Source organism: Streptomyces crystallinus (assembly GCF_039521265.1).
Classification (GTDB): Bacteria; Actinomycetota; Actinomycetes; order Streptomycetales; family Streptomycetaceae; genus Streptomyces; species Streptomyces crystallinus.
The window spans coordinates 213,072-224,280 of record NZ_BAAACA010000037.1 but is presented as its reverse complement, the minus strand read 5'-3'; the positions used below and the strand labels follow the sequence as shown (position 1 = coordinate 224,280).

The following is an 11,209-nucleotide window of genomic DNA, read 5'->3' as shown; positions in this document are numbered from 1 at the left end:
TAAGCCTTTCAGCGCCGATGGTACTGCAGGGGGGACCCTGTGGGAGAGTAGGACGCCGCCGAACAATCATTGCGGGAAGCCCCGCACCATGATCCGCAAGGATTAATGGTGCGGGGCTTTTCTGCGTTTCATGGCAGGATCTGGCCATGGATCACGTGATACGCCCCGTACGGGCCGATGAATGGCGCAAGGCCAAGGAGCTCCGGCTGGCCGGGCTCGCAGACCCCGCCGCCCCTGTTGCTTTCCTTGAGACCACCGAAGAGGCCAACGCCCACCCCGACATCTTCTGGCAGGAGCGGACGGCCGGCGTCGCCGCCGACAGCCCCAGCACCGGTGGCCGCCAGTTCGTGGCCGAGGGCCCCGACGGCACCTGGGCCGGAGCCGTCGTCGTGCTGGTGGAACAGGCCGGGAACGTGGACTTCTTCGGGGTGGACATCGAAGCCACCCAGGGGCATGTCGTCGGCGTCTTCGTACGGCCCGAGTTCCGGGGCATCGGGCTCACCGAGCGCCTCTTCGAGGCCGCGCTGGAGTGGGCCTGGTCCTTGGAGGAGCCGCGCCTGGAGCGCGTACGGCTCTATGTGCACCACCAGAACGAGCGGGCCGAGGGCTTCTACCGGAAGTTCGGGTTCGTACGGACCGGGAAGACCGCGCCGGCGCCCGGCGGGGCGCCGAACGCGCATGAGGTCGAGATGGAGTTCCTCCGCCCGTAGCCTTCCGCCCGTAGCCCTCCGCCGTGAACTCACCGGCCGGGGATCCCGCTACGGCGTGAGCGTCTCCGTCCACCGGGCCCTGGCCTGTTCCGCCGAGCGGAGCAGGACCAGGGTCGGCAGGCCCAGGTCCTGGCCGGTCGACAGGAGTTCGGGCAGCCGGGGCAGCGGGGCGACCGCTGCCACGTCGTCCAGGACCAGCGTCATTGGTGGGTCGAGCCGACCGTCGGGTGACCGTTCGGCCATGCGGCGGCCGCGCTCGACCACGTCTGAGGCGAGGGCGGTCAGGAGGGGCATCGCGGCGGGGCGGGACCGCGGGTCCTCGATGGCTTCACCCACCACGTAAAGCGTGCCCCCTTCGGCGGCGAATGATTCCAGCGCGAGCGAATCCGCTCGGTTCGGCGTGCACGCCTCACGGATGTGGATCGAGGACAGCGCGTCGAGCGCACGGGCCGTCAGCTCCTGCGCGATCTCCCGGCGTTCGGGGTGCGCGGTCAGCGCCGACTCCAGCAGGCCCGCGGAGCCGCTCATGGCCTTGGGGTGGGTGCGGAGTATCCGTACGGCCTCGTGGGCGCCGGTGCCCTGGGCCCAGCGGTGCATCTGCTTGACCGCCTTGCCGTCCCGGCTGTCCAGTGCCGCAGCGTGCAGCCAGCACCGCAGCAGGGTCTCGGCGGTGTCGGCCATGGCGGCGTCGATACGGGCCTGCGGGCGTACGGGCGCGAGCAGCGCGGTCGCGCGTGCCGCCGCCACCTCCGCGTCCTCGCAGCCGCTCGTGGGCGACCAGTGCAGCCGGGCCGGGGTGTCGCAGAGGTGCCCCGGGTCGTACACGTGCACAGGGCCGAGCTTCGCGCGCGCGTCCTTGGTCTCCGCCCAGAGAGTGGGGTCCGAGGTGATGACGAGGGCGGCGCCCTCCGCGTCCTGGATGGCCTGGACGGCCGTGGGGCGGCGGGTGTCGGGGCCGCCGTAGACGAGCCGGGGCGGGCGGGCCGCGCGCGGCGCGGGCAGCCGGGCGGCTTCCGGCCCTTCGGCCGCCCAAGCGGCCGTGGCGGGCGCAGGCGCAGGCGCAGACGCGGGGGCGAGGCCGGGGTGCGGTTGGGTGCCAGTGCCAGTGCCAGTGCCAGTGGCGGCACCGGCACCGGCACCGGCACCGGCACCGGTGCCGGCACCGGTGCCATCCTCCGTACGTACCGTACGAGCCGCTTCCGTACCCGCAGCCGGGCTCCACGCGCGCGTGTCGGTGGCCTCGGCGGTCCATGGGGCTTGGGCTTGGGCTTCGGCGGCGGGCGGGCCCACCGCCGGTGCCGTCTCCGTCCGGGCGGCCCGCTGGGGCGGATGCGCCGGTCTCGCCCCGGTGTTGCCGTCCCCGGTCAGCCCCGTACCCGAACCGCCCTGCCCCGTGGCCGCGGCCGCCGCCCTGGCTCTCGCGCGTACCGCACGCCACCGCGACCACGTGCCCAGGGCGAAGATGAACAGGACCAGCAGGATCAGGAGCTCGCTGATGAGCAGGCCCCAGAAGAGGCCGTAGCCGGAGAGCTGCGCGGCGGGGGTGTCGGGCCAGGCGGCCGGGAGGTCGTGCGGGGCCTGGATCAGTTGGCGCATGGCGAGCGGGGTGCGGGTGAACGTCACTGCGTCCGGCCAGGCGCCGTGGCTGAACAGGCCGGCCAGGCCCGTGGCCGTCCAGACCAGGACCGTCAGACCGAGCAGGAACGCGAGCAGCCCGACCAGCAGGGAGTCGGGGATGCCGCGCTCCTCGCCGCGGGAGCGGGACTCCGGCATTGCAGGCAACCTCCGGCGTGTCGGGCCGACTTGCGCGTGTCGGGGAACTTCCTGGGTGGGGACGGCCGTTGATCCGGCAGGCCCGTCGGGGGAGACGGGCCCGGCGGACCGTCAGGCCACGGTCGACTCGGGGGAGGAGGTGCCGGACATTTGCTGTTCCATCAGCGCTGCCCTGCGCTCGCTCTCCGACTCCAGCTGGCTCTCCAGTTCATGGGCGAGCACGTCGTCGGTCGCCGCCGACTCCGTCATCGCCCGGTCGGTGAAGACCAGCGGCCGCTCCCGCTCCGTGACCAGGTGCTTGACCACCTGGACATTGCCGTTGACGTCCCAGACGGCGATCCCTGGCGTGAGCGTCGGGATGATCTCCACCGCCCAGCGCGGCAGACCGAGGACGCCGCCCGTCGCCCTCGCCTCGTCCGTCTTCTGGGCGTAGATCGTCCTGGTCGACGCCATCTTCAGGATCGCCGCCGCCTCCCGCGCCGCCGCCCCGTCCACCACGTCCGACAGATGGTGCACCACGGCCACGAAGGACAGCCCGAGCCGCCGGCCGAACTTGAGCAGCCGCTGGAAGAGCTGCGCCACGAACGGCGAGTTGATGATGTGCCAGGCCTCCTCCACCAGGAAGATGCGCTTCTTGCGGTCGGGCCGGATCCAGGTGTGCTCCAGCCAGACGCCGACGATCGCCATCAGGATCGGCATCGCGATCGAGTTGCGGTCGATGTGCGAGAGGTCGAAGACGATCAGCGGGGCGTCCAGGTCGATGCCGACCGTGGTCGGCCCGTCGAACATGCCCCGCAGGTCGCCGTCGACCAGCCGGTCCAGGACGAGCGCCACGTCCAGGCCCCAGGCCCGGACGTCGTCTATGTCGACGTTCATGGCGACCGCCGACGAGGCCTCCGGGTGGCGCAGCTGCTCCACGATGTCGGTGAGGACGGGCTGGCGGTCGGTGATGGTCTCGTTGACGTAGGCGTGCGCGACCTTCAGGGCGAAGCCCGACCGCTCGTCCAGGCCGTGCCCCATGGCCACCTCGATGATGGTGCGCAGCAGCGCCAGCTGGCCCGTGGTGGTGATCGCCGGGTCCAGCGGGTTGAGCCGGATGCCGCCGTCGAGGGCGGCCATCGGGTCCAGCCGGATGGGAGTTATCCCCAGCTCGCGCGCGATGAGGTTCCACTCGCCGACGCCGTCCTCGCCCTGGGCGTCGAGCACCACGACCTGCCGGTCGCGGAACCGCAGCTGGCGCAGGACGTAGGTCTTCTCCAGGGCCGACTTGCCGTTGCCGGACTCGCCGAGCACCAGCCAGTGCGGCGCGGGCAGCTGCTGGCCGTACAGCTGGAAGGGGTCGTAGATGTATCCCTTGCCGCTGTAGACCTCCCGGCCGATGATCACGCCGGAGTCGCCGAGGCCCGGCGCGGCCGTCGGCAGGTAGACGGCCTGCGCCTGCCCGGTGGAGGTGCGCACGGGCAGCCGGGTGGTCTCCACCTTCCCGAAGAGGAAGGAGGTGAAGGCGTTGGTGAGCGCGGAGAGCGGATCTCGCATGAGCAGGCCCCAATCAGCTCTCGGCTAGCGGCGGATGCCGGTCGCGAACGGCAAGGTGTTGACGAAGGCCCGGTGGTGCTCGCGGTCGCACCACTCCAGCTTCAGGTACGACTTGCCGGCCGAGGCGCGGATGGTGCGCTTGTCCCGCGCCAGCGCCTCGGGGGAGCGCGCCGACACCGTGATGTACCCGACGAGGTTGACGCCTGCCGCGCCGCTGGCGAGATCTTCACCCCGTTGGTCGAGACGGCCGTGGGCGGCGATGTCGCGCGGGTCGACGGTGCGGTTCATCTTGGCCGCGCGCGAGGCCTCGGCCTCGTCGTTGGTCTTCTCGGTGAGCATCCGCTCGATGGCGACCTCGGTGGGTTCGAGGTCCATGCAGACGGCGACGGTACGGATGACGTCCGGGGTGTGGACGAGCAGCGGGGCGAGGAAGTTGACGCCCACGGGGGTCATCGGCCACTCCTTGACCCAGGCGGTGGCGTGGCACCAGGGCGCGCGCGTGGACGACTCGCGGGTCTTGGCCTGGAGATAGGTGGGCTCGACCGCGTCGAGCTCGGCGGGCCAGGCGTTGCGCTTGGTCATGGCCTGGATGTGGTCGATGGGGTGGTCCGGGTCGTACATGGAGTGCACGAGCGAGGCGAGCCGCCCCTGTCCGAGCGGCTGGCGCACCCGGATGTCGGCCTCGGCGAGCCGGGCGCAGATGTCGGTGAGCTCGCGGGCCATGACGACGGCGAGCCCGGCGTCCCGGTCGAGCTTGCGGCCGTTCTGCGGGCGGGCGGCGCGGGCCATGGCGTTGGCCTCGGCGGCGAGCTCGCGCGAGTACTGCATACAGGCGACGAGATACGCGCGGTGCTGCTCACTGGAGGTCGAGACCATCGACTGGAGCTGCTGGTAGGACTCCTGGAGCCAGTCGGGTGAGCTGTGGTCGCCGCGCTGGGCGACGTCCTTGGCGTGCGCGTCCGGGTCGGCGGGCAGGGTCCGGGCGAGCATCTGGAGGCGGGTGACGAACCCGTCGCCGTTGGCCACGTGCTTGAGCAGCGTGCCGAACCGGTCGACCAGGGCCTCCTGGTCCTCCGAGTCGCGCAGCCCGACGCCCGGGCCCTCGATCTCGATGGCGGCGGTGACGGTCCGGCGGTCGGCGTGCAGCAGTACGGCGATCTCGTCCGGGCCGAAGGGCGCGGCGAGCCAGCTGATCCGGCCGATGCCGGGCGGCGGCCCGACCTCGACCTCGCGCCCGTCGCCGCGTACACCTGCCTCCATGGCGCCGGAGCGGTAGGTGGTGCCGCGCCGCAGGGAGCGCTTATAGCTGCGGTTGATCTCGAACCACTTGTAGAAGGTGCGGTGTTTGTACGGGAGGTACACCGCGGCGAGCGCCAGCATGGGGAAGCCCATGAGCAGCACGATCCGCAGGGACAGGACGGGGACCAGCAGTCCGCACATCATGCCGAGGAACGCGCCGCCGATGATCAGCGCGATCTCGCCGGTCTCGCGGTTCTTGCCGACGATGGCCGACGGCCTGGCCCGGCCGATCAGATACGTGCGGCGGGGCGAGACCGGTTGGGACTGGGTCGTCAACGCCCTCCACCTCCTGTGCTGTTGTTGCCTTTGTTGCCGGTGTTGCGGCTGCTGTGCGGGGTGCCGCTGGTGGGTCCGGTGCCGCTACGGGGCGGGGGTGCGGCGGAGGGGACAGGTCCGCCGCCGCCACCGCCGCCGGAGGGACCCCGGCTGCTGTGGGCGGCCACGCCGCCGGACATCGGGTTGGCGGGCCGGGCCTGGGCGCCGCCCGCCTGGTTGCCTCGGCTGCTGTGGGTCTTGATGCCCTGGGAGACGAGGGCGGCCGGGGAGGAGATCACGGCGGCGGCCTGGGAGCCGTCGGTGGCCTGCTTGCGGTTGGTGCGGGCGGCGGCGATCTCGTCGCCGAAGCCGGGGACGAAGCGGTAGATCATCGCGGAGGCGAAGATGGCCAGCAGGATGATGGCGAGGCCGGAGACGACGGCCTGGAAGGAGTCCGGCCCCTTCCCGGCGGAGAGCGCGCCCGCCAGGCTGAGAACGATCACGATGATGGGTTTCACCAGGATGATCGCGATCATGATCCCGGCCCAGCGGCGGACGTGGCCCCACATGTTCTTGTCGACGAGTCCCGAGTACACGACGACGCCGAGCAGCGCTCCCACGTACAGCAGGAGGGCGCGGATGTAGAGCTCCAGGAAGAGGATGCCGGCGGCGAGGATGGTGACCAGGGAGACGACGATCAGCATGATCGGCCCGCCGCCGATGTCCGTCCCCTTCTTCAGGGCGGCCGAGAACGACCCGAAGAAGACGTCGGTCTGGTCGCCGGTGCCGGAGGCGATGACGTCGGTGACGGCGTCGGTGGCGTTGACGACGGTGTAGAGGATCAGCGGGGTGAAGGCGGACGCGAGCACGGTCAGCCAGAGGAATCCGACGGCCTCGGAGATCGCGGTGGTCAGCGGCACCCCGCGGATGGCCCGCTTGGCGACGGCGAGCAGCCACAGGACGAGGGTGAGGATGGTGGCGGCGGCGAACACGACGGCGTAGCGGCCGAGGAAGGCGGGGTTGGTGAAGTCCACCTTGGCGGCGGTCTTCACGAACTTCGACAGCGTGTCGACGACCCAGACGGCGGCGTCGGCGCAGCCCTTCGCCAGGGAGGTGAGGGGGTCGGCGGGGTCGCCGGGGGCGACGTTGTTGGTCGAGGTGCCACTGGGCTTGCCGCTGCCCGACTCGCAGTAGTCCTTGGCAGGACCGCGGATGAGGTCGCAGGGCCCGCCGCCGGTGCTGGCTCCCGGGCTGGGCGTGGGACTCGGGGTGGGGCTCGGTGCCGCGTACGCGTACGTGGCGGCCAGGACGGCTGTGGTCTGCACGGCCGTGAGCGCCGTGGCGAGCGGGAGGGCACGGCGGGGCCGCTTACCGGGCATAGGTGAACCCTCCGTACTGCTCGACGGCGTCGGCCATGTCCTTGGCGGTCGCGGCGGCCTGGTCGCGGCCGACGGGAGCCGGGCCGTCCTTCTGGGTGAAGTCGGTGACCTTCCAGTCGTTGCCGGCCCACTTCAGCTGGAAGGTGTTGGTGTACCAGCCCTCGGAGACCGGGTTCTTCGAGCCCTCGCCGGCGAGGCCGAACAGCGCGGAGTACCAGACGGACACGCTCGCGGTGCCGTTGCCGTACGCCTCGACCTTGGAGCCGACCGGGTTGAAGCGCGAGATAAAGGTCAGCCCGGTGGGCGCGGTGCCGTCCGGCTTGAGCCCGATCCGGGCCAGGAACTCCGGCCCGGAATAGGCTCTGTCGAGGTCGCCCTGGCGCGCGGCCGCCACCTCCGGGGCGTACACGGTGCTCACGATCTCGTGGCGGCGGGCCTGGTTGTACATCCCGTCCGAGCCGAGCGCCACGACGTAGTTCGCGGCGGCCGACTGCGCACCTTGTTCCGTCTGGGGGAAGCCGGTCGCGATGCCGCCCGTCCTGCCCTCCACCGGCCGCACCCCGCTGGCAGCGGTCGGCTTCCCCCCCGACTGCTTCGGGTCGTCCGAGGAGGTGCCGCCGCCGCTGTCGCCGCGGTTGGCGAAGGCGATCGCGGCGACGAGGAGGGCGACCACGCCGACGACCGTAATCAGGGAGCGGGAGGCGCGGACGGGGCGGCGGGCGCCGCCGTACACGTCGGCGCCCTCGCCCTCGGGCAGCCGGGTGCGCGTCTGGCGCGTACCGCCGACGGTGCTGTACGCGTCCTCCGTGCGCCTGGAGTCGTGCTCGTCGCCGAGGCTCATGCCGCGTACGCCCCCTCAACCCTTCGCTGGTCCGTCGTGTAGTACGACGGTAGCCGTGCTGGTTCCCGCGCGGGCGCGGTGTGGTGACTCGACATCAGGGAGACGCAACCTCAGCCGGTGGGCACGACGGACGGATGGTGTGGGGTGGGGGCCTGGGCGGGCCCCGTGGGGACGAACGCGGCGGGACGGCGGCCGGTCTGAGGTGGGGTCAGACGGCCATCCCGTACACGATGGTGAACAGGGTGCCCAGCGAGCCGATGATGAAGACCCCGGTCAGCCCGGCCACGATCAGGCCCTTGCCCTGTTCCGCGCTGAACGTGTCGCGCAGCGCGGTCGCACCGATCCTCTGCTTGGCGGCGCCCCAGACGGCGATGCCGAGGCACAGCAGGATGGCCACGGCCATCACGACTTCGACCATCACCCGGGCCTCGTTGCCCAGACTGCCGAACGGTCCCCAGTTGGGCGCGATCCCGCCGATGATCGTGGTGATGTCGCCCTTTTCTGCTGCCAGGTACACGTAACTCACCGCCCCTGTCGGGTAGTTCGATGCCCCTGCCCCATGGCATGGGTCAGGCTCTATCTTCGCTGATGAAACCGCCCGGGTATGTCGACTTGGCGGCTCTCTTTTCCGGAAACCGCACAGCTGTGCCGGTCGCACCGCCCTGACCTGCGGTGGACCGGTTCTCTACGGATTCGCGTACGGTCACTCTGTGTATCACGCAGGGTGACTCCGGGCAATGACTGTCGTTGGTGCACTCTGGGCCTGTTGGCTCGAGCGGAACTCGCGCGGGCGCGAGCCGGGTCGTTCGCGGGCCCGCACGGGTCCACCCGCGGGACGCCTTCACAGACTCTTCTCAGAAAAGTTCCAGGGCTGTTCTCAGGTCCGCGGGGCAGGGTCGGATCCATGAGACACGTCTCCCAGGTGCGTGCGCTGTCGGCGGTGGCTGTGCTTCTGGTGATCCCGGCGTACGGGTCACGGGACGCCGGGCCGGGCGGCAGGACCTTCGTGGCACCGGTCACGGCCGCCAACGCGCGCGTGGGCGCGCTGTTCGAGGGCGGCCTGGACGGCGACCACTTCTGTACGGCGTCCGTGGTGCACAGCGAGAGCCGCGACCTCGTCGTCACCGCCGCGCACTGCCTGGACGACCAGGACGACGCCGTCTTCGTCCCCGGCTACCGGGACGGCCAGGCGCCGTACGGCACCTGGCCGGTCGAGGAGGCGTACACGGACGACGCCTGGCTGGAGGACGGCGACGAGGACGACGACGTGGCTTTCGCGGTCCTGGGCCCCGGCTCGCTGACGGGGGCCCGGGTGGAGGACGCGGTGGGCGCGGCGCCGCTGGCGACGGCCGTACCGCCCGGCGGCACGGCCACGGTGACCGGCTACCCGAGCGACTCCGACACCCCCCAGGCCTGCACCAACCGCACCACCGCGTACGGCGCCACCCAGCAGCGCATCGAGTGCCCCGCCTTCTCCGGCGGCACCAGCGGCAGCCCGTGGCAGGCGGCGGACGGGTCGGTGGTGGGGGTCATAGGGGGTTACGAGGAGGGCGGGGACGACCCGGACGTGTCGTACAGCGTGGTGTTCGGGGGGACGACGGCGGCGCTCTACCGGCTGGCTTCGGGGCACAGCTGATCAGCCGTCGATCACGAGTGATCACAAGTGGGTCAACGGGTGTGAGCGTGCCGCCACTTGCGTGACAGAGTTCGTGCGGTGGATGCGCTCAGGCCTCGGGATCCGGCACACATAGGTACGTACGCGCTGCTCGCACGGCTGGGTGCGGGCGGGATGGGGATGGTGTACCTCGGGCGTTCGCCGGGCGGGCGGCTGGTGGCGCTCAAGGTGATCAAGGACGAGATCACCGATCACCCCGAGGCGCTGGCCCGCTTCCGGCGGGAGGCGGAGACGGTGCGGGCGGTGCGCAGCGCGTACACCGCGAACCTGATCGACGCGTCGTTGGCGGCACCGCCGTACTGGCTCGCCACGGAGTACGTGTCCGGGCCGACGCTCAGCCGGGCCGTCGCCGACCGGGGCCCGTTGCCGGCCGACACCTGCCGCAGGCTGTTCGCGGCGCTGGCGGAGGGGCTGGCGAGCGTGCACGCGTACGGGGTGACGCACCGGGACCTCAAGCCCCAGAACGTCATCCTGGCCCCGCAGGGCCCCCAGCTCATCGACTTCGGCATCGCGCGCGCCGCCGCCGACACGGCCCTCACCCGCACGGGCGCGGCCCCCGGCACCCCCGGCTACACGGCCCCGGAGGTGCTCGTCCGCAACGAGGTGGGCGATGCGGCGGACGTGTTCGCGCTGGGGGCGACGATGGCGTTCGCGGCCACGGGGCGGGCGCCGTTCGGGGCGGGGTCGGTGGAGGGGGTGTCGTACCGGGCCGTCCACGAGCCGATCGACGTGGTCGGCGTGGAGCCGGGGCTGGCCGCGCTGATCTCGGCCTGCGCGGCCAAGGACCCGGCGCTGCGGCCGACTCCAGCGGAGGTGATCGTGCGGTGCGCGGTGCTCTCCGCGCTGGTGGAGGACCCGTACTACCAGGCGCTCACGGCGGGCCTGACGGACCCGCCCCCGCACGACCTCCCCCCGGCAACGCCCCCACACGCCCTCCCCACGGCAACAGCCCCGAACCAGCTCCCCCCGTCCCCCGCCCCCACCCGCTCCCGCCGCACCACCTGGCTGGTGACGGTCGCGGTGGCGGCGGCTGTGGGGGTGGTGGGGGCGGTGGTGTTGCGGTGGGGGCCGGGTGGGGGTGACGGGGGAGACGGGGAGGCCGCGTCGGGGGCGCCCGGTCCCTCGCGGAGCGCGGCTCCGGTCAGGACGGGTGGGAAGACCCCGGTCGGCCCGCCGACGTACATCGAGCAGACCGCGCCCTCGCTCGACGGGTATTCGGGGCTGTCCGACCGCTGCCGTCAGCCCGTGCAGGAGCAGACGGACGCGCAGCTCCAGTACTCGGTCACGACCGGGGACAGCTCCCCCACGGACGACGTGCCGCCCGGCAAGGTGCGGATCGGGTACCGGCTCAAGTACGAGGAGCCGGGCGCGCCCCCGTACTACCTCGCGATCACCGTGAAGCCGCCCCACGAGGTGGACGCGAAGGGGAACCCCACGTCCAGGACGCCCAACCGGCAGCTCGGCTTCGTCAGCAGGGTGTCCGACCTGTACGCGGGCGCCCAGACGGAGTGGAAGTACGTGATGTACCCGGATGACTTCGGCTACCGCTCCCAGGGCGAGGTGCTGCCCGCCCTGCCGGTCGACCGGGACAAGTCGACCGAATGGACCGTCGTCTACCAGCATGTGAAGGGGCCGACGGACTACAAGAGTGTCGTCTGCGGCGGCTTCGTCGTGGAATGAGACGAGCGGCCGACACGGCTGGCGGGAAAGTAGCGGTGAACCCGGCTGCGATGGGGGAGGG

At 71.8% G+C, this 11,209-nt stretch carries 9 protein-coding genes and 1 rRNA gene; 4 read left to right on the top strand and 6 right to left on the bottom strand.

Annotated elements, in window-relative coordinates:
* Together rrf and ABD236_RS26180 are read left to right on the top strand one after the other, a co-directional pair.
* A 5S ribosomal RNA gene (gene rrf / locus ABD236_RS35080) occupies positions 1–64 on the top strand; the annotation flags it as partial.
* Between the two features lie 82 nt (positions 65–146).
* Positions 147–710, top strand: a complete 564-nt coding sequence (locus tag ABD236_RS26180) for a GNAT family N-acetyltransferase (protein ID WP_344077509.1) — start codon at positions 147–149, stop codon at positions 708–710.
* A 48-nt stretch (positions 711–758) separates the two neighbouring features.
* Here the strand turns inward: ABD236_RS26180 and ABD236_RS26175 are convergent, their stop codons facing one another.
* From ABD236_RS26175 to ABD236_RS26150, 6 genes are all read right to left on the bottom strand, one after another.
* Positions 759–2,483, bottom strand: a complete 1,725-nt coding sequence (locus ABD236_RS26175; protein ID WP_344077507.1) for a type IV secretory system conjugative DNA transfer family protein — start codon at positions 2,481–2,483, stop codon at positions 759–761.
* A gap of 111 nt (positions 2,484–2,594) precedes the next feature.
* A complete protein-coding gene (locus ABD236_RS26170; RefSeq protein WP_344077505.1) occupies positions 2,595–4,019 on the bottom strand; it encodes an ATP-binding protein in 1,425 nt (474 codons plus the stop codon).
* A gap of 24 nt (positions 4,020–4,043) precedes the next feature.
* Entirely contained in the window at positions 4,044–5,594 is a 1,551-nt protein-coding gene (locus ABD236_RS26165) for an SCO6880 family protein (RefSeq protein ID WP_344077503.1), read from the bottom strand.
* On the bottom strand, positions 5,591–6,952 hold the full coding sequence (locus tag ABD236_RS26160; protein ID WP_344077501.1) for a hypothetical protein: 1,362 nt from the start codon (positions 6,950–6,952) through the stop codon (positions 5,591–5,593). Before ABD236_RS26160 ends, ABD236_RS26165 begins: the two co-directional genes overlap by 4 nt.
* Positions 6,942–7,793, bottom strand: coding sequence for a hypothetical protein (locus ABD236_RS26155; RefSeq protein ID WP_344077499.1), 852 nt, complete (start codon positions 7,791–7,793; stop codon positions 6,942–6,944). Before ABD236_RS26155 ends, ABD236_RS26160 begins: the two co-directional genes overlap by 11 nt.
* A 208-nt stretch (positions 7,794–8,001) precedes the next feature.
* Positions 8,002–8,310, bottom strand: a complete 309-nt coding sequence (locus ABD236_RS26150; protein ID WP_101389324.1) for a hypothetical protein — start codon at positions 8,308–8,310, stop codon at positions 8,002–8,004.
* A gap of 387 nt (positions 8,311–8,697) precedes the next feature.
* Between ABD236_RS26150 and ABD236_RS26145 the strand changes: the two genes are divergently transcribed.
* Entirely contained in the window at positions 8,698–9,429 is a 732-nt protein-coding gene (locus tag ABD236_RS26145) for a trypsin-like serine peptidase (protein ID WP_344077497.1), read from the top strand.
* A 78-nt stretch (positions 9,430–9,507) separates the two neighbouring features.
* Positions 9,508–11,148, top strand: a complete 1,641-nt coding sequence (locus ABD236_RS26140) for a serine/threonine-protein kinase (RefSeq protein ID WP_344077494.1) — start codon at positions 9,508–9,510, stop codon at positions 11,146–11,148.
* Positions 11,149–11,209: the final 61 nt, after the last annotated feature.